The organism is Gordonia sp. Swx-4, from assembly GCF_030316175.1.
GTDB classification, from domain to species: domain Bacteria; phylum Actinomycetota; class Actinomycetes; order Mycobacteriales; family Mycobacteriaceae; genus Gordonia; species Gordonia alkanivorans.
In genome coordinates this window covers 979,351-998,136 of record NZ_CP128197.1, presented here as the reverse complement: position 1 = coordinate 998,136, position 18,786 = coordinate 979,351, and the positions used below count along the sequence as shown (strand labels likewise).

Genomic DNA, 18,786 nt, shown 5'->3' with positions numbered 1-18,786 from the left:
CGCCGTCTCGGCTTCTGGGTCACCACAGAACCGAGGTTTCGGAACTGACCGACTAGAGAGCGGAGGAGCTCGAAGTGGACGAAGCAGCCACACTGGACGAATACATCAAGACTGCGCTCGGCGACGACTTTCATACCTGGCCAGGGGGATGGCCGGGTGAGATCGAGGCGGCCCTGATTGACGCGGTGTTCTCCATTCAAGCCAGGTATGGCGGTCCCAGAACAGGCGTCCGCGCGGTCGTCAACCGGTGGCGGTCGCGCGACGACCGCACCGCGAAGATCGACGATCTGGAAGCTCTCGCCGCTGCAGATCCAGTGGAGTTCGTGAGGACGGTCAACAATTCTGCGCAAGCGAGCGGGCGCCTCAAGGGCGAGATCGTCATCGACGCCGCGAAAGCACTCACTGCCGTTGGACTTCGTCACGCGAGTGACTTCACCAATTCGAAAGAGCAGAAGAACGCTTACCTATCAGTCAAGGGCTGCGGATCGGTGACGTGGTCATACTTCGGGATGTTACTCGGTGAGGCTGATGTCAAGGCAGACACGTGGATTGTCCGCTTCGTGGAGAGGGCGCTGGCGCGACCCGTGCGGACTGAGGAAGCCCGTGAACTTCTAGCCACAGTCGCGACGATGCGTGATGTCAGCGCCACCGCGCTGGATCACGCCGTGTGGGAGTACGCGCGCAAGAACCTCGGCTGATGCCCGTCCCAGGACAATCCGAAGAGCGACGCGTCCACCTCGTCGGCGTGGCGCCGTGGCGGCAGGCCGTCGATTTCTACTACAACCCCGACGACGATCTGGACCTCGACGATCTCGGGTTCACGTTTCCCGCGCGCTGGGCCGCGGGAGATCTGTTCGTCGTCGTGACGACGGACAGCCCCTCGCCGGCCGTAATCGTGGTGGAGACAACTCATCACGACTCATCGGATCCGGACTCGTACGACCAGTATCTCGGGCCGTTCGACCACGGGCTCTCGGTCGCCGCTGTCGAACGCCGGATCGGCACTCCCCTACCGAGCGCCCCAGCCACCCTCGACACGGCGTCGGGCGAACGGTTGATCGCGGCGATCTCGGCCGAGGAGAAGTCTCCGACACCCTGGCGTGAGTTGGACGAGCGGGGATGCGTTGCTCACTCTGAACCTGTCGAACCGTACTCCCGGTGTGCATGCTGCGGGGAGTGGGCGGACGAGGCACCGGTCCTCGAGAATCACGTGCTCGTCGACACCCAGGAGTTGGAGTTCTTCGGTTACGGCCCGATCGTCGTGTGCCTCACCTGCCACGACCTGCTTCATCGTCCACTCGCGCCGAGCTCCGACGACCTCATGTTCGGTTTCCGACCGTTGTGCCCACGCTGTTCGGCGATACGCACCTGCCAGGTGGACCGGGGATTCCCTGCGGGACCACCGGGACCGGGAACCCTCCTCGCCGGTTGCGTCATATCTGACCCAGTGACCTTCGAGTATCGCTGCGACTCATGCGAGTACGAGTGGACCGATGACGACGATGGTTACCAGCCGTTGCCTGCAGAATTCGACGACGATGTGGTGGTTCGAGCCCGCATCGCGCCGATCCCCGAGGGGGTCTACCGCCCGTACTCACGCACAGGCGAGCCCGGTCGGGTCGTCATCGGGCGGTATGCGCGGCGAGGGCCGGGACCCCACGCCGCCGCCTGGGGCGACGCGATCCACCACGAGCTCGTCGGGCAGGACGGGCGTATCTACCTGGTCGACCCGCCGACGGTGAGGTCTGCGGAGCCCCATACGTGGGAGACCCAGCAGCCGTCTGACGACAGGTAGGTTCTCAGCGTCCTGCCAGGCGCAGACCTCGTTCGACGACGGTCGCCTGCCCGGGCCGACAGAACACCAGCTCCAGCCGAGACACTTTCTCCCCAGTCGCATTTCGCAACAGATCGGCGTAGATCGCGAGTTGCGCCCAGTACGCCTCGAGGGTGTCGGCGGAAACCCCGACGTCGGTCTTGTAGTCGACGATGACCAACGAACCGTCGTCGTCGCGATACACCAGGTCCGCGATGCCCTCGACCACGGTGACTCCGTCGGGCCCGGAACCGGCGAGCTGCATTTCCTGCCAGTGCTCGCGGACGGCAGCCCGCTGAACAGGTGCCGACTGCAACGCCGACCGAGCCAGCGCCACGAAATGATCCACGTCGACGACGCCGGCGAGTGCGGCCGCGCGCCGAGCGGTCTCGTCGAATCCGTCGTCGACGGCGGTACCCAGGGCGACCTGTTCGAGGAGCGCGTGCAGGGCGGTACCCAGCGTCGCGCCGCTGTCGGGGCTCGCGGTGCCGACCGGAATCTGTTCGGCTACCGGCGCTGTCAGCCGTCCAGAATCCCGGTACCCCTGCAGCACAACTGTTTCGGCGTCATCGACGCCGTGGACGATCCGCGTCGCCGAGTAGGAGGCCCGGAGCGTCGAGGCGGTCTCGATCGCGGCGGTCTCTGCCGACCAGTCGATCCAGGCCTGTCGTTCGTGCTGGGCGATCGCTTCGTCGTCGCGCCTGACCGGTTCGACGAGCTCCGGAACGTCGTTGGGCAGGCCCTCCAGCGCGGGTGCGAGCGCGGCTCCCCAGGATGCGTTCTTCCCGACGTATCCGGAGACCGCGAGGTGACTCTCGGCGCGCGTGCAGGCGACGTACAACAGGCGCTTCTTCTCCGCCTCGGCGTGCGCTTTCTCGGTCTTTGCTGCTGCCGCATAACCTTTCGAGGTCACGTTCTTCGACGCACATGCCTGCAGCTTCTCGTCCTCGTCCCATAGCAGCGGCTCGGGCTGCGTGCGGAATCCGCCGCTCATGCCGGCGACGACGACCATCGGGAACTGCAATCCCTTGGCGGCGTGGATGGTCATGATGCGCACGGCGTCGACGCCGATCTCGGGGAGTACGGTCTCGGCGACACGCGCGTTCTCGTCGGCCTGGGTGGCGGCCCAGTCGATGTAGTCGCGCAGCGACCCACGATCTTCGGCGTACCAGGCGCGGGCCTGGTCGATGACGAAGCGGAGCCGCCGCCAGACGTCGCGGTGACGGGGCGAGTCCATGGACACCTCGAACACCCGACGATCGATGGCCAGGCGGCTCAGCAGTGCGCCCGGGTTCAGGTCCCCCAGTTCCGAAGACAGAGCCTTCAGGTATGCACATGCGGCCGCCACCGGCGATCCGACCAGTTCCTCGGTGGGCGCATCGGCGTAGATGCTCCATCGGCCGTCGGCGGCCTTCCAGCGGAGCAGGTCGTCGTCGCCGCAGCCGAACAGCGGGGTACGCAGGGCGGCGACGAGGGCGGCCTCGTCGGCGGTGTTCGCAAGTGCGCGACAGGTGACGAGGAGGTCGTGCACCTCTTGCGTCGAGTACACCAGACTCGATGCCTCCGAACGGAACTCGATGCCCGCGGCGTCAAGGCTCTTCTCCAGGAACGGCAGTACCGCCCGCGACGGGATGAGGATGCAGATGTCCTTCCAGCGCAATGGGACATGCTGGTACGCATCGCCGTCGAATGTCTCCTTGCGCCAGCCGTTCTCGACAGCGGTGGCGATGATCCTCGCGACGTCGCGCGACTCGCGTGCGCGGAGGGCTTCGGCGGGCGAGAGTGCGTCCTCGTCGTGGACGGGTTCCTCGGTGTCGGGGAAGACGAACGGCTTCGGTCCCCAGGAGAGGTCCCAGCGGGGTCGGCCCGGGGCCGGGTCGAGCGGCGTGTACTCGGGCTGCACGTGATGCTCGGCGACGATGAGCCGGCCGAAAACGGCGTTGACCCAGTCGAGGACGGGTCGCGTGGACCGGAAGTTGGTGGTCAGCTGTACGACGTCGGCCGGCGGAGTGCGATCCCGCGCAGACATGTATGCCGCGATGTCGGCGCGGCGGAAACGGTAGATGGATTGTTTCGGGTCGCCGACGGTGAAGAGCCGACCCGCTTCGTCTCGGCCGGCGACGATGCGTTGTGCCAGCGTGAGTTGCAGCGGATCGGTGTCCTGGAACTCGTCGAGGAGGACGCGCTGGTAGCGCTGATGGGCGGCCGCGGCGACCTCCGGCTTCCCGAGTACGTCGCGGGCCAGGACGAGCAGGTCGTGGAATTCGAGCTGTCCGCTGCGCTGCCGGTCGCGCGCCTCGTCGAGGACGATCTCCGACAGGTGGCGGACCACCACGCGCACCGCGCCGTCGACGTAGGTGCCGACCACGTCGGAGCAGATCTCCTCGCGCAGCGCCTTGGCGGCGGCTTTGATCTCCTTGCACTGCGCCACACCACCGCGCCACGCGGACCCCCGGCCCACGTTGCCGAGCTTCGGGCACAGGTCCACCATCGGAACCCATCCGAAGGAATCACGTTCCGCGGCAACCAGGATCCGCCATTCGCGCAGTTCCTCGAGTTTGACCGCGAGCTTGTCCTCCGGATCGAGACAATCGTCGAGCTTGTCGATGATGGCGTCGGTCTCCCAGAGGATGCGGTCGATGTCGGCGGGTGCGATGCCCTGCGGGTTGTCGTCGAGGGTCAGGCGATCCCAGTTGCGGTCCAGCGCATCGGCGAGTGTGCGCATCTGATCGAGCGATGCGCCGGCGGCCATCACGATGCCCATGGCGTCGACCAGCATGGGTGGGGCGTCGTCGGTGAACAGTCGGGTGCGCATGCGACGCCAGCGGCGTTCGAAGGACAGCTGGGAGCCCATGGCGTCGACGACCGCGATGCGCGGTGGCACACCGGCTTCGAGAGGATGCTCGCCGATGATGCGGGCCGCGAACGCGTGCAGCGTGCCGATGGCTGCGGTGTCGATCTGTTCGAGAGCGGCTCGCGCACGGTCAGTGTCGTGTGTGGCGAGTTCGACACGCACGCGTTCACGGAGTTCGGCCGCGGCCTTTTCGGTGAAGGTGATGGCGGCGACGGCGTCGAGTTCGATGCCGTCGTGCAGCACGAGGTGACAGATGCGGCCGACCAGCGAATGAGTCTTGCCGCTGCCGGCGCCGGCTTCGACGAACAGGGTGGCGTCGGTGTCGGTGGTGATGCGATCGCGCGCGGCCTGGTCGGCGAGTTGTGCTGCGGTCATCTCAGCCTCCGTACTTCTGCACGTAGTCGGACAGTTCGTCGACGTGTTCCAGTGCGGCCCAGGCGCGTCGCAGCCCGGCACGTCCGAGGAGGTCGATGACGGGCAGGTCCCAGTGGGTGTCTTCGATCTTGGGCGGGAAGTAGCCGGCCCGGATCGACTTGTGCACGAGCGTCATGTCGTCGATGAGGGTGGCGACGACGTCGTCGGTGACGGGGTAGCCGACCGAGGCGAACTTGCCTTTGCTGGTGATGAACCAGTATCGGGCTTCGACGTCGGCGCCGAAGGTGCGGGCGAACAGGCCGTAGACGGGGAGCTGGAATTGCAGACCCGAGTTGGTGGGTGTGCTTTCGGCGAGGTCCTTGTACTTGTCGGCCTTGCCGGTCTTGTAGTCGGTGACGCGGATGCGTCCACTGTGGTGGCGGTCGATGCGGTCGATCTGCCCGCGGAAGCGAATCCTGCTTTCGCCCAGTTCCAGCGAGACCTCGTGACTGCCTTGCGCGTCGAGACCGAAGTCCGCCTCTGCGTGCGTCGGCTGCCAGCCGTCGGCGGCGTCGGCGTGGTCGTGGGTGAACCATTCGTCCAGGTCGCGCATGATGGTGCCGCGGTCCTTGGCCCACAGCTGTTCGAGCCAGCCCGGACTGTTGGCCTGCGCCTCGTCGAGAACTTCTGCGGCAACAATCCGTAGGCGGGCGAGGTCGAGCTGCGCGCCGTCCATCGTCTCACGGACGTACCGCTCGAGGATGGTGTGGATCAGGGTCCCCCGCGTCGATGCGTCGATCTGGGCGATCTCGTCGGGGTCGTCGAGGGCACGCAGGCGCAGGATGTGTTCGAGGAAGTACTGATAGGGGCTCTGCACCCACAGTTCGAGGCCGGTCGGCGACACCGGCTGATCGAAGGTGGTGATGAGTTCGCTGACCGACGACAGGTTGCCGTTGAACCGGGTGAAGCGGCCGTTGAGGCGGTCGCTGCGCATGTGCATGCCGCGGTTGATGATCGGATCGTCGAGCGCGCCGCGACGACTGTCGGCGGGGACTGCGGCGAGCTCTCGGAGGCGCCATTCGGTGTCGGAGGCGGCGGAGGCGCCGATGCGCTCGTCGGCGCGTTGGGCGGCGACGTCGAAGGAGTCGACTGCGACGATCTGCGGCGAATTCTCCGTCGCGCGTTGCCAGTTGACGACGTCGACGTCGCGCCCGGCGAGGTCGGCCAGCGCCGGGAGTAGCCAGCGGGACGGTACCTTCTCGGCGCCGCCGCGAAGGTTGCCGCGCGGGAAGGTGACGACCCGTTCGGCGCGGCTGGCACTCACGGCGCCGGCGAAGACGAGGCGTTGGCGTTCCATGTGATCGCGGACGGTGACGCCGATCAGTTTCGGCGGGAGAAGCGGGTCGTCGCGGCGGGGTGTGGGCACGATGCCTTCGGCGGCACCGACGACGACGCACACGTCCAGGTCGCGGCCGATGCCCGATGAGATCGGTGCGACCGTCACGCCTGCACCCGACGTCCCGTGTATGCCTCGGTGCGCGTTCAGCCGGATCGAGACCGCGTCGAGCACCCGCGCCGCGGTGGGTTGCGGTGCGATGCCGTCCATCAGGGCGATTCCCGCGCAGTCGGCACGGATCGCGGCGAGGTCGGCGGCCGCTGTCTCGCGGGTCGGCGTGCGAAAGTAGGTGTCGAGCAGGGTGTTCAGATGTTCGGCGACGGTCGCCCAGTCCGGCGCGGCGACGAGAGCGCGCAGGTCGGCCTGCAGCCGACGGACGTAGGAGTGGACGGCCGCGGCCCTGGTGTGGTGCTTCTCGTGCGCTCCGACGCGGGTGAGGCGCTCCCAGTCGGCGCCGCCGACGATGGGTTCGTCGCTGCGCGTGAGGCGTTCGAGTTGGGGCTGCGTGATCGGCGTGTCGTCGAGTTCGGGGCGTCGGAGGGCGCCTTCGGCGAGGAGGGTGAACAGTTCCCGACGGGGCATGGCGTCGTGGTCGAGTGCCAGCAATCCGAGTAGTGCGCGACCGGTGGGACGGTCGACGAGGGTGTGGCATTCGGGTCCGGTGAACGCGATGTGGCCGGCGGTGAGGTGCTCGTGGAGCAGCGGAAGGTAGGGGTCGTCGGTGCCGTAGAAGATGCCGATGCGGTGGCCGGGCACCCCGGTGGCGAGGTGTTTGCGGACCAGCCGGACGACAGCGCGGATCTCATCGTCGGCGTCGGAGGTGTGGATGACCTGGGTGGGTGAGACATGAGTGATCGCTTCGATGGTCTCGCCTCGGCGCTGGAGCTCCCTGAGAAGGGCTTGCTCGGCGGGCGTGTGAGCGGCCGGGTGATGGACGATCACCGCCCCGAGATCGTCGAGTCGTTCGGCGGCGGCCGAATACGCCTCGTGCTGGAGGTAATAGGCGCTGGTCAAACGCTCTGTAGTGGCGCGATGGATGCGCAGCAGGTCGGCGACGAGGGGCGTCGGCGACGGCATCGTAGGTTCGGCGATCCCGGTGAGTTCCCAGGCTGCGCTCGCGAGAGCCTCTGACGTAATGGGCTCGTCGGCAACGTCGGCGAAGACACCCGGCGCGTCGGCGAGAACTCGCTGGACCGCCGCCTCCAGGAGCGGATACGGCAACGGTCGGCGAGGCGCGAGCGCGGGGGCGGCGAGCTTGTCCACCAACTGCGCAAGTGTGAGGACGCCGGTGTTGGCCACCCCCTGCGTCCGCGCCAGGTGGTGCAGGACGTCCCGGCCGGAGCCGTGGCTCGGCACGATGACAGTGACCTGGGTCAGCGGTGAGCCGGACTTGGCGCGGGACACCGCCTCCGCCAACTGGTCCATCACGGTGGGCATGGGGCCATCATGCCGGGTGGGTGTGACATCGTGACCAGACCTACAGAATCACCGTCGGCCGGCGCCGAGATCACGAGAGCTAGAGACTCCTGTTCTAGCGCGTGAGCATAGTTCGCCTCGCGCGCCAGTGCACGATGACAAGAACGGCTCTTGACCATCGCGCGCCATGAGGCCCGAACTGTCAGAGGGCCGAAGTATCCTGACCAACTTGCGTACCCTGATCAACTCACCCTTACAAAGGAGGTGTCCCGTGAGCAGCAGCTCGGCAGCATCGTCGCGCTACGCTCTGTCGTTCACGACCGGTGGCCTCCTAGAGCGCGAGGCCGCTGTCTTGGCACCCGTGTACGCCGAACATCGCGACTGGGCGAAGGTCCGCGACGTTGCCGTCGATGGGAACCTCCTGCAGACACGAACCCACAGCACGGGTGTCCGTCGCGTGCGGGAAACCGTCAAGCGCCTGTCGGCGCTCTCCGACCGAGAGATCGAGGCGCTCGCCGATCTCACAGCCACCGAGCGCGGCCACCTCATGTGGGCAGCCGCCTGCCGGCGCTACGACCTCATCGGTGAGTTCGCCGAGGAAGTCCTCCGTGAGCGTTTCCTCACCTTGGCGGGCACCGTCTCTTACGGGGACTACGACTCGTTCTACCGCGCCAAAGCCATGTGGCACGACGAACTGAGCGAGGTCACAGACCTCTCGTACAAGAAGCTCCGGCAGGTGCTCTTCAAGATGATGGTCGAGGCAGGACTACTGACGACAAAGGGCACAATCGAGCCCGTGCTTCTCTCCACCCGCGTCGCCGAGTTTCTCACGCAGCACACCCCAAGCGACATCCGCTTTTTCCCGACGAGGGAGGCCTGATGCCCCTGCACGCCCAACCCACATTGGCTCAGCAAGAGGAGCACCTGTTCAAGGTGCTCAGCAGCGAACGCTTTCTGAGGATGGAGGGTCTCGGCAACGAGGTGGCCCACTTTATCTACGACTACGACCCGGCGTGGGCACTCGACGTCGCCCAGGCCAAGAAGCGCATCAAGACCAAGCTCGACACCGAGCTGGGCATCAAGGTTCTTGAGATCAACCTCTACGACCTGTGCGTCGAGCTCCTGAAGAAGCGCAACGTGTGGGAGCGCGTCCTCGCTGCTGAGCCGACGATGGAAAAGCCCGACTTCCTCAAGATGCTCCAGAACATGCTCGACCCGCAGATGCACCTTGCCCCGGCCATCAAGGAGCGCATTGCAGCCGAGTCGTTCCAGATCCTTTTTCTCACCGGCATCGGCGAGGTGTTCCCGTTTGTGCGTTCCCACACGGTCCTCAACAACTTGCAGACTGTCGTCTCCGATAAGCCGATGCTGATGTTCTTCCCGGGACGGTACGAGGTGTCGGCTACGCAAGGCTCAGCGCTGGTCCTGTTCGGCCAGCTCAAGGACGACTCTTTCTACCGCGCCAAGCGCATCCTCGACCAGGAAGCATGACCCGATGAAACTCAATGAGATCTTCCTCAAGGACGTCACCCGCTCGATTGAGGGCGTCGTCAAAGCCGACGATGTCGACCACCTGGGCATCGAGGTCGAGGAGTACGTTTTCACCAACGACGCCGCGAAAGGTGTCGCGCCGCTGCTCGAGGAGTACACCAACTACACGAACGCCAACGGTGTGTGGATCTCCGGCTTCTTCGGCTCCGGTAAGTCCCATCTGCTCAAGATGCTCGCCCATCTCCTCGGTGACGTCGAGGGCCAGGCGTTGCCGCGGGAGAAGGTGAGCGAGAGCTTCCTCGGTAAAACCGACGACGCGATGCTCATCGCCTCGCTCAAGAAGGCCGCCGCGATCCCGGCTAAGAGCCTGCTGTTCAACATCGACCAGAAGGCGACTCTCATCGCCAAGGACCAGACCGATGCCCTGCTCAAGGTCTTCGTCAAGGTCTTCGACGAAAGCCGCGGCTACTTCGGCAACGATGGTGCTGTCGCCCGGTTTGAGGAGGACCTCGACAAGCGCGGCCAGTACGAGGCATTCAAGGCCGCCTTTGCCAAGCACGCCGGGATCGACTGGTCGCAGGGACGTGAGCAGACCGCCCTGGAGGGTCACAACGTCGACAAGGCGTTTGCTGAGGTCAACGGTCAGGCGAACCCGGGGATCATTGCGCAGTATCAGAAGTCTTATGCCGTCTCGATCGAGGATTTCGCTACGTCGGTCAAGGCGTGGATCGACAAGCAGGAACCGGGTTTCCGGCTCAACTTCTTCGTCGATGAGGTCGGGCAGTTCATCGCCGATGACGTGAAGCTGATGCTCAATCTGCAGACGATCGCCGAATCCCTCAATACCAAGTGCAAGGGACAGTCGTGGGTGTTCGTTACCTCGCAGGAGGACATGGACAAGGTCCTCGGCGACCGCACCAAACAGCAGGGCAACGATTTCTCGAAGATTCAGGCTCGCTTCAGCACCAAGGTGAAGCTGACGAGCCAGGATGTCGAGGAGGTCATCAGCAAGCGTCTGTTGGAGAAGAACGACGCGGGCGCTGCCGCTCTCACATTGATTTACTCCAAAGAAGCCGAAAATTTCCCGACGATCTTCAACTTCGTCGACGGCGCGAAGACGTACCGCAACTATATTGACGAAGCTCGCTTTATCAACGCCTACCCGTTCGTCACTTACCAGATCCCGATGTTTCAGGCCGCGATTGAGGGTCTGTCGGACCACAATATGTTCGAGGGCAGGAACAGCTCGGTGGGTGAGCGCTCGATGCTCGGGGTGGTTCAGGAGGTTGCCAAGCGTATTGGTGACCAGCAGGTGGGCTACCTTGCGACTTTTGACGAGATGTTTGCGGGTATCAGCGCCGCGCTGAAGTCGGCTGCCCAGAGCGCGATCCTCCAGGCCGAGAAGCACCTGCCGGACCCGGGGTCCGATGTCACGATCCTCGCTAATCGCCTTCTCAAGGCGCTGTTCCTGGTCAAGTATGTTGACACCTTCAAGGCCACGCCACGCAATCTGACTGTGCTCGTCTACGACCGTTTCGGGCTTGATCTCACTGGGCTGGGTAAACAGGTGCAGGCGGCGCTCAACCTACTGGAGGCGCAGTCCTACGTCCAGCGAAACGGCAACGTCTACGAGTATCTCACCAACGAGGAACAGGAGATCGAGAAGGAGATCAAGGCCGTTGACATCGACTCCTCGGAGGTCGCCAGCAAGCTCTTCCGGTACCTGTCGTCGGACATTCTCAAGACCAATAAGCTCAGGTACGCCAAGAACGGTCAGGATTTCCCGTTTGGCTACAAGCTCGACGACATCGTGCAGGGCAATCAGCGTGAGCTGACCGTCCACTTCATCACGCCCGAGACGAGCTACACCGATGCCGAGATCGCTGCGCAGAGCATGGGTAGGGACGAGCTGCGGGTCTTCCTTGGCCGCGACAAGCGACTCCTCGCTGACCTGCGGCTGCTGCTCAAGACAGAGAAGTACACCAAGCAACGCACCACCTCCGGTGCCACACCGTCGATGCAGGCGATCCTCCAGTCCAAACAAGTACTCAACTCCGACCGCGAGAAGGACCTCATCGAGCGCCTACGACAGGCCGTCGGCAAAGCACAGTTGATCATCAACGGCACCGAAGTCACCTCCTCCTCCTCCCAGGACGCCGTCACCCGCGTAACCGACGGATTCCAGGAACTCGTCAGCCGCACGTACACCAGCCTCGGATTGCTCGGCGGGAAGACCTTTCCCGAGCAGCAGGTTGCCGGCGCGGTCGAGCCCGACAAGGGTTTGTTCGACCCTGCGACGCCCAGCGCGCTCACCTCGCCAAGCACCGAGATGGAGTCCTGGATCATCACCCAAACGGGCCTGGGCGAACAGGTGACGATCAAGAAAATCGTCGACCGCTTCGAGACCAAACCCTACGGCTGGGACCTCGGATCCATCGAGGTCGTGTTGGGATGGCTCGTCGGAAACGGCAAGGTAGCACTGGGCGTCGACACCAACCCGGTCGTTCGCACCGAGGCAGCAACCCTGATCCGCAACACCGGTAAGCACCAGCACGTCGTCGTCACACCGCAGAAAGCATACGACCAGACGAAAGTCGCCGCGTTCAAGAGGTTCTGCACCGACTTCTTCGACGAGGGAGCCGTACCGAGTGACCCTACCGAGTTGGCTCGGTTCGGCAAGGACAAGATCGCGTCCAGGCGGGACGAGCTCAATGCCCTCGTGTCGGGTAGCCGGTACCCATTTGTCAGCCAACTCGCTCCTGTCGTCAACCTGCTCGACGAGGTCGTAGGGAAGCCTGTCGACTGGTACCTCAACGACTTCGACAAGGCCGACGAACTACTCGAGGCCAAGGAAGACCTGATCGACCCCATCAGGTCCTTCCTCAACGGCCAACAGGCCAAGATCTTCGACGAGGCGCAATCGCTCCTGAACGCCAGCACCGGCAATCTCAGCTATCTCCCCGCGGGCAGCGCCCACGCTGTTGAAGCGCTGCTCGCCGATGCCAACGCCTTCCGCGGCAACAAGATGAACCAGCTCAAGGCCGCCACCGACACCCTGCGAGGGCAGATCGACGACACCGTCGCCGACAAGCGCGCCCAAGTCACAGCCGCGATAGAGGAACGCAAGACCGAGATCCTCGCCAGCGCGCACTACGCCAACGCCATCCCGGCCACGCAGGAGAGCGTGATCCAGCAAATCGACCAGATCCTCGCTCGTCTAGTCGACGAGACCGAGGTAGCGCTGATCCTCCAGACACGCTCCACCTTCGAGCAGGACGACTATCCAGCGCTGCTGAGCCGGCTGTATGAGTCGCAGCAGGGCAGGGGCGACGACGATCCCCCACCATCGCCGATGGTCTCGGTCAAGACGATCAGCGCCCCGGGTGTCACCGGTGTGCTCGAATCCGAAGCCGATGTCGACAACTACCTCGCCGCGCTGCGCACCGCGCTCCTCGCCACCCTCGACGACGGAAAGAAAATCACTCTCTGATGGACACCGGACCGCTCAAATCCTTCGCCACCTCGGCACGCACGGAACTCATCCGCGAAGTCGGTGCGCGGATCACCGCGGTGCTCGCCCAGGGGTCACCCGAGCGCGTCGAACAGCCACGAGCGATCGCTGCGCTCGAACGAGCCATCGCCGCAGCCGGCGGTGGCGACAAGGGTAAGGCACACGTAGCCGACAAGGTGGCCTACACCTGGTTCAACCGCATCATTGCCCTGCGTTTTATGGATGCCAACGGATATACCGGTATTGGTGTGGTCTCACCCGCAGCCGATCAGATCGGGCAGCCCGAAGTCCTCGCCGCAGCAAAACGCGGACAGATCGACAGCGGCGTGGTCAGGGGCACAAATTCAGCAACGGTTACAGGACTGCTGAGTGGAACCCGCCAGCCGCGAGCCGGCGTCGACGCCCAAGCCGAGGCATACGCCCTCCTACTTGCGGACTACTGCCGCCACTGGAACAGGGCCATGCCGTTTATGTTCGAGCGCGCAGGCGACTTTACCGAGCTACTCATCCCCGCCAATCTGCTTGCCGAAGATTCTGTCCTGAGCCGCTCGGTCAAAGTGCTCACCGAGGAGGTGTGCCACGACGTCGAGGTCATCGGCTGGCTCTACCAGTTCTACATCTCCGAACGTAAGGACGAGGTCTTCGCTGGGTTCAAGAAGAACAAAAAGGCGGGCGCCGACGAGATCCCCGCCGCCACCCAGCTCTTCACCCCGCACTGGATCGTCCGCTACCTCGTCGAAAACTCCCTGGGCCGCCTGTGGATGCTCAACCACCCCGAGTCCCGTCTCGTTGACCAGATGGACTACTACATTGCACCGGTCGACGAGGAGACCGACTTCCTCAAGATCACCAAACCTGAGGAACTCAAGATCATCGACCCAGCTTGCGGCTCCGGCCACATGCTTACCTACGCCTTCGACCTCCTCTACGCCATTTACGAAGAGGAGGGCTACACGCCGTCTCAGATCCCGAGCCTGATCCTCACCAACAATCTCTACGGCACCGAGATCGACCCCCGCGCCGGCGCCCTAGCCGCATTCGCCCTGACCATGAAAGCCGCAGCCAAACGCAAACTGTTTCTGAAGAACTCGGTCGAGCCGAACATCTGCGTGCTCGAACCGATCTCCTTCAGGATCGACGAGCTGGACTTCCTCGTTACCAACGACGGCGACCGGGACGCCGAGGAAGCATTCTGGAACCAGTTTACCGAGGCCAACACACGTGGTGCCCTCATCCAGCCCGATCGTGATTTGACTGCTCGACTGGACCGCCACCTGGGGGATCTTGCAGATGGCGGAGACATGCTCAAGGCCTACTCGATCGAACGGGCACATAGGGTGGTCAAACAGGCAACGTATCTTGCGGGAGGCTATTCGGCCGTTGTGACGAACCCGCCTTACATGGGGTCAAACAATATCAGCGATGGCTTGTCTAATTGGCTGACCGAGAATTACCCCCTGGGCAAGGCAGACTTGATGACCGCGTTCATGGAGCGAGCCGCTTCGTTTACGTCGGGTGGTGGCTATTGGGGAATGATCAACCTACCTTCGTGGATGTTCCTGACCTCGTTCGAGCGCTTGCGGCGTTTCCTCCTACGCACGCAAAGCATCGAGTCGTTACTGCATCTCGGCCGAGGGATTTTTGGCGCGGATTTCGGATCAGTCGCATTCGTCTCACGTAACTCGCCGCATGCCCGGGGCCATCACGGTGTTTATCGACGGCTCTTCGAAGAGCATGTGGACGTAAGGTCGGTCGAGACAATTCGCCGTCTGTTTCTAAACGCGAACTACGGTTCGTATCGCGCAGACCAGGAGGCTTTCCTTGCGGTGCCCGGAGCTCCTGTTTGCTATTGGCTAAGCGAAGCGTTCCTTGCAACGTTCGAGAATCTACCGCCCTTGTCCAAGGTGGCTACCCCTAAGCAGGGACTCGCTACTGCCAACGATGCTCGGTTTCTGAGGTACTGGCACGAAATCGCTGCGAACAAGTGCGGCATAGGGCTTCCCGGCCGTGCAGTGGCCGCGACCTCCGGGTTTAAGTGGTTCCCTTTCAACAAGGGCGGTGCTTTCCGGCGTTGGTACGGCAACATCGAGCATGTCGTGAATTGGGAGCGCGACGGGCACGAAATACGGACCACGATCGGCGAGAATGGGCGCGTTCGGGCACGTCCTCAAAATCTGGACTACTATTTCCAGCCAGCTGTTACTTGGTCAAATGTGAGCTCCGGGGCACCAGCCTTCCGCGCGGTCGATCCGGGTGTGATCTTCGGGCATGTCGGACAGAGTTTGTTCGGAAGCGAACGGGCTCGTCTGGCGTCACTAGGCATCCTGAACTCAGCCGTTGCGTCGAAAGCACTGGAGGTTCTGGCCCCAACGATCCACTACGAGGTGGGCTCGATCGCTAAGGTTCCGATCGACATAGATTTGGCCGAATCGCTAGAACCACTGGTCTCCCGACTTGTTGAGATCGCACAGAGGGACTGGAACTCCCGCGAGACAGCAATGGGGTTCCAAGCACTTGGTTGGATTGCGCGGCGCGATGAGCGATCAATTGACCGCTTGGTGACTAGCGAGTTCGATGAGTGGTTCGCCCTGACAGATGAAACTCAGAGGACCGAGTCACAGCTAAATGAGGTCGTCGCAATAGCGTACGGACTCCACAACGAGGTCTCCTCGACGGTGGCACGCGGCCGTGTTTCTCTGATCAATAATCCGTGGTTCCGATTCGAGAACCTTGAGGGTGAGGAGGACGCGCGCCGGGCATTCGAGAGAACAGCTGCCCTCGACCTGGTATCATACGCCGTAGGTTGCATGTTCGGCCGGTACAGCCTCGACGAGCAAGGTCTAATTCTAGCTGACCAAGGCGCGACGTTGAATGACTACCTTGCGAAGGTGCCATCGCCGACGTTCAGGCCTGACGCCGATAATGTCATCCCGATCGTGGACGGCGACTGGTTCGAGGACGACATCGTCCAATTGTTCCGCCAGTTCCTACGCGTAGCGTTCGGCGAGCATTACTTCGAGGAGAACCTGCGGTTCGTCATAGAGTCGCTCGGTGTGAAGAATCTGCGCGCTTACTTCGTAAAGTCCTTCTACAAGGACCACGTTCAGCGGTATAAGAAGCGTCCAATTTACTGGCTGTTCTCCAGCCCTAAGGGCTCGTTTAACGCCTTGATCTATATGCATCGCTACACACCCTCAACGGTCTCGACGGTACTGACCTACCTGAGGGAGTACGTGACCAAACTGGAGTCGGCTCTCCAGCAATCCGAGCGCGACGGGAACGCGAAGGAGGCGGATCGACTTCGTAAGATCCTCGTCGAGCTGAACGAGTATGAGCACGACACGCTTTTCCCGAAGGCGTCCGAGAACGTCGAGATCGACCTCGATGATGGCGTCAAGGCGAACTACCCGAAGTTCGGCGTTGCACTCAAGAAGATCCCGGGCTTGGAGGCTGCGAGTGACTGATCTGACCTCGGTCCAGGACGCCGTCCAGCGCCGACTCGCCTCTCAGCGGGTCGTGTTCTGGCACGACCCCGCCCGTGAGTTCGTCGGTGACCTGAACGCACTCGATCTTGGAGCCGTAAATGTCATCCGCGTCGAGGGCAACGAATTCGGTGTCAAGAACACGATTCTGGCCGACCACGTCAGCAAGCACCTCGTCTACCGCTCCGGCGACATCCCTCGCGGAACCGCGAACTGGCTGCTCGACCTTGAACTCGCGTACGGAGTCTTCACAGCCGACAAGACCTCTATTCTTCAGCAGGAGCTCGGCCTCAACGACCCGGCCATAGCGTCGGTGATCGAGCAGCACCAGGAGTTCTTTACCGCGAACAACCGAAAGCAGGCACTGGAGAAGCTCCTGAACGACGGAGACGACGACGCCCGGCTCCGCGCCAAGATGTGCCAGGTGCTCGTCAACGCATCCGGACATCAGCTGACCGACATCGTGCGCGAACTCCTTGTCGAGAACGCCGCCGGGAAGAGCGCAAAGTTCGACGATCTCGTCACCTTCGGCCTCGATCTGTTCTTCTGGGACGGGCTCGCCAGTATCTATAGGTACTCGAACACGACGCCGACGATCGACGACTTCGTCCTCTGGATGTTCAGTCGCGCCATTGAGGATTTCGCGTCGACCACGCCTGACGAGTTCCGCAACATCCGAAGCGATTTCAACGCCCTCCGCTACGACGTTCGTACCCAGGGCGTGATGACGACGCTTGCATCCCACGCCGCCAACGCGCTCGGGGTGCAGTCGAAGGTCGAGAACCGCGACTTCCGGGAGCTTGCCGCGATCACGATCTTCGAGGAAATCGACCGTAAGGTGATCGTGGACCTCGCCGCCGCCGTGGCCACCAAGTCGGTGACGCACCGAGAGGTCGCCGACATCGTTCGGCAGCGCCAGCACAGCTTGTGGAGCGCCAAGTACGCGAAGCTCTATGAAGCCATTCATAGCGCCTCAGAGTTACTCGCCGCGATCGCTGCGCTCCCGAACGCAATTGCCACGGTCGCCTTCGGTCTGGAGAACTATCAGTCCGACTGGTTCCGCATCGACCAGCACTACCGCCGATTCACCTACGCCCACCAAACCGCCGACTTCCAGCAGCCGCTCGGAACACTCAAGGCCGAGGTCGACAAGCAGTACGCCAACACGTACCTCTACCACTTCGGCGGGCTTTGGCAGCAGGCTCTCGAGTCGATGAGCGAGTGGAAGTCCACCACCCTCGCGTCACAAACGAAGTTCTTCGACCGCTATGTCGCTCCGCTCGTCAAAGACGGACGCACCAAAGCGGTCGTCATCATCTCCGACGGCATGCGCTACGAAATCGCCGAGCAACTCGCTTCTACGATCCGCAGCGAGGACCGATTCGACGCCTCGCTATCGGCCCTACTCGGCTCGCTGCCGAGCTACACGCAGCTCGGCATGGCATCACTGCTCCCGCACTCGAGTCTCGAACTCAACCCCACAGGTCTTCCGGTTCTTGCGGACGGGAAGCCGACCAACGGAACGGCGAACCGCGACAAGATCCTGCAGGTGGTCAAGGGGCATGCCGTCACTGCGGAAGAGGTCTTGGCAATGCAGGGAACCGAACTCCGAGAGCTGTACAAGAAGCACCAGATCCTCTACGTCTACCACGACCGCATCGACGCCGCTGGTGACAAGGCCTCGACCGAGCGGACCGTCTTCGAAGCCGCCGAGGAGACGCTCCGCGAATTGCTCCAACTCGTGAAGAAATGGACCAACGCAAACGCGACGAACATTCTGATCACCGCTGACCACGGATTCCTGTATCAGGACATCCCCTTGGAGCAGGCGTACTACGTCTCCGAGACTCCCCAGGGCGACGCGGTCACCAAGACCACTCGTCGCTATGTGCTCGGCCGGTCGCTAAAGCCGTCCCCCTCCTTCATGACGTTCACCTCGGCCGAGGCTGGACTCGTGGGTGACCTTGACATCCAGATCCCCAAGTCGATCCACCGCATCCCGCAACCCGGCGCTGGCACCCGCTACGTCCATGGCGGTGCATCTTTGCAGGAGGTCGTCGTCCCAGTGATCACGGTCAACAAGAAGCGCAAGAGCGACGTTCGTCCGGTGAACGTCGACCTCATGCAAGAAACCGACAAGATCACCACAGGCCAGCTCGCGGTCAAGCTGCTGCAGCGCGAGGCAGTTACGGACAAGATCCAACCGCGCCAGGTCCGGCTCGGCCTCTATGTCGGCGACACGCTGGTCTCCGACCAGCCTGTCCTCGCCTTCGACAGTGCATCCGACGACCAACGCGATCGATACCAGAAGGCCGTGCTCTACCTGACCCAGGACGCCGACCAGTACAACAACCGACCCGTCGAGTTGCGGCTCGAAGAGCCGATCGCAAACACGACGCAGTGGAAGTCGTTCTCAAAGGGGCATTACAAGATCAATCGGTCGTTCACTGCTGACTTCGACTTCTAGGA

General features: G+C 63.1%; 9 protein-coding genes. 7 read left to right on the top strand and 2 right to left on the bottom strand.

Going from position 1 to position 18,786, the window contains the following annotated elements; translation table 11 throughout:
- The first annotated feature begins 74 nt into the window (after nucleotides 1–74).
- Both PWF70_RS04585 and PWF70_RS04580 read left to right on the top strand, forming a co-directional pair.
- Nucleotides 75–698, top strand: a complete 624-nt coding sequence (locus PWF70_RS04585; RefSeq protein ID WP_052362802.1) for a DUF8548 family protein — start codon at nucleotides 75–77, stop codon at nucleotides 696–698.
- The gene (locus tag PWF70_RS04580) at nucleotides 698–1,795 is read left to right on the top strand and encodes a hypothetical protein (protein ID WP_286352857.1); all 1,098 of its coding nucleotides are present in this window, start codon (nucleotides 698–700) and stop codon (nucleotides 1,793–1,795) included. The genes PWF70_RS04585 and PWF70_RS04580 overlap by 1 nt, the downstream gene beginning before the upstream one ends.
- A 4-nt stretch (nucleotides 1,796–1,799) precedes the next feature.
- Here the strand turns inward: PWF70_RS04580 and PWF70_RS04575 are convergent, their stop codons facing one another.
- Together PWF70_RS04575 and PWF70_RS04570 are read right to left on the bottom strand one after the other, a co-directional pair.
- Nucleotides 1,800–5,042: a UvrD-helicase domain-containing protein gene (locus tag PWF70_RS04575; RefSeq protein ID WP_286352856.1), complete on the bottom strand. Its 3,243-nt coding sequence runs from the start codon at nucleotides 5,040–5,042 to the stop codon at nucleotides 1,800–1,802.
- Nucleotide 5,043: 1 nt separating this feature from the next.
- Entirely contained in the window at nucleotides 5,044–7,854 is a 2,811-nt protein-coding gene (locus tag PWF70_RS04570) for a PD-(D/E)XK nuclease family protein (RefSeq protein WP_042377477.1), read from the bottom strand.
- 250 nt (nucleotides 7,855–8,104) lie between these two features.
- Between PWF70_RS04570 and PWF70_RS04565 the strand changes: the two genes are divergently transcribed.
- Genes PWF70_RS04565 through pglZ form a run of 5 tightly spaced genes read left to right on the top strand, consistent with a single transcriptional unit; the run spans nucleotide 8,105 to nucleotide 18,784 of the window.
- Nucleotides 8,105–8,713 carry a DUF1819 family protein gene (locus PWF70_RS04565; RefSeq protein WP_042377476.1) on the top strand — a complete coding sequence of 203 codons (609 nt, stop codon included), beginning with the start codon at nucleotides 8,105–8,107 and terminating at the stop codon, nucleotides 8,711–8,713.
- Nucleotides 8,713–9,324: a DUF1788 domain-containing protein gene (locus tag PWF70_RS04560; RefSeq protein ID WP_042377475.1), complete on the top strand. Its 612-nt coding sequence runs from the start codon at nucleotides 8,713–8,715 to the stop codon at nucleotides 9,322–9,324. The genes PWF70_RS04565 and PWF70_RS04560 overlap by 1 nt, the downstream gene beginning before the upstream one ends.
- 4 nt (nucleotides 9,325–9,328) lie before the next feature.
- A complete protein-coding gene (gene brxC / locus PWF70_RS04555; RefSeq protein WP_286352855.1) occupies nucleotides 9,329–12,814 on the top strand; it encodes a BREX system P-loop protein BrxC in 3,486 nt (1,161 codons plus the stop codon).
- Nucleotides 12,814–16,299: a BREX-1 system adenine-specific DNA-methyltransferase PglX gene (pglX, locus tag PWF70_RS04550; RefSeq protein ID WP_042377469.1), complete on the top strand. Its 3,486-nt coding sequence runs from the start codon at nucleotides 12,814–12,816 to the stop codon at nucleotides 16,297–16,299. Before brxC ends, pglX begins: the two co-directional genes overlap by 1 nt.
- On the top strand, nucleotides 16,292–18,784 hold the full coding sequence (pglZ, locus tag PWF70_RS04545) for a BREX-1 system phosphatase PglZ type A (protein WP_042377467.1): 2,493 nt from the start codon (nucleotides 16,292–16,294) through the stop codon (nucleotides 18,782–18,784). The genes pglX and pglZ overlap by 8 nt, the downstream gene beginning before the upstream one ends.
- The last annotated feature ends 2 nt before the right edge of the window (nucleotides 18,785–18,786 follow it).

What these genes read in the sequence shown, in the direction of transcription:
- PWF70_RS04580 (WP_286352857.1), top strand. Translation starts at nt 698, where the DNA reads ATGCCCGTCCCAGGACAATCCGAAGAGCGACGCGTCCACCTCGTCGGC.
- PWF70_RS04575 (WP_286352856.1), bottom strand. Translation starts at nt 5,042, where the DNA reads ATGACCGCAGCACAACTCGCCGACCAGGCCGCGCGCGATCGCATCACC.
- PWF70_RS04570 (WP_042377477.1), bottom strand. Translation starts at nt 7,854, where the DNA reads ATGCCCACCGTGATGGACCAGTTGGCGGAGGCGGTGTCCCGCGCCAAG.
- PWF70_RS04560 (WP_042377475.1), top strand. Translation starts at nt 8,713, where the DNA reads ATGCCCCTGCACGCCCAACCCACATTGGCTCAGCAAGAGGAGCACCTG.
- brxC (WP_286352855.1), top strand. Translation starts at nt 9,329, where the DNA reads ATGAAACTCAATGAGATCTTCCTCAAGGACGTCACCCGCTCGATTGAG.
- pglX (WP_042377469.1), top strand. Translation starts at nt 12,814, where the DNA reads ATGGACACCGGACCGCTCAAATCCTTCGCCACCTCGGCACGCACGGAA.